The organism is Novosphingobium clariflavum (assembly GCF_026420865.1).
In the GTDB taxonomy this organism is placed as follows: domain Bacteria; phylum Pseudomonadota; class Alphaproteobacteria; order Sphingomonadales; family Sphingomonadaceae; genus Novosphingobium; species Novosphingobium clariflavum.
Window position 1 is genome coordinate 1 of sequence record NZ_JAPCWC010000109.1, and the last position, 517, is coordinate 517.

Annotated in this window: 1 pseudogene; it reads right to left on the reverse strand. The window is 60.0% G+C overall.

Annotation, left to right across the window (positions count from 1 at the left end):
* Positions 1 to 456: pseudogene (locus OKA11_RS24500) on the reverse strand (IS6-like element IS6100 family transposase); the annotation flags it as partial.
* Positions 457 to 517: the final 61 nt, after the last annotated feature.

Here is a 517-nt window from a genome sequence, read left to right on the forward strand (position 1 = left end):
TTCGCGCTTCAATTCGGTGATCGCTGCACCATAGCTCGGCGCTTTGTCGGTATTGAGCGTGGCAGGCTTTTCCCAGTGCTTCAGGCCTCGCAGGGCCTTGCCCAGGAACCGCTTCGCTGCCTTGGCGCTGCGGGTCGGCGACAGGTAGAAATCGATCGTGTCGCCCCGCTTGTCGACTGCCCGGTACAGGTAGGTCCACTTGCCCCGCACCTTGACGTAGGTTTCATCCAGGCGCCAGCTCGGATCAAAGCCACGCCGCCAGAACCAGCGCAGCCGCTTCTCCATCTCCGGGGCGTAGCACTGGACCCAGCGATAGATCGTCGTATGGTCGACCGAAATGCCGCGTTCCGCCAGCATTTCCTCAAGGTCGCGATAGCTGATCGGATAGCGACAATACCAGCGCACCGCCCACAGGATCACATCACCCTGGAAATGGCGCCACTTGAAATCCGTCATCGTTCCGTCCGTCCAATCTCCGCCAAGCATGCTCAAGCTTCACGATTTTTGCAACAGAGCC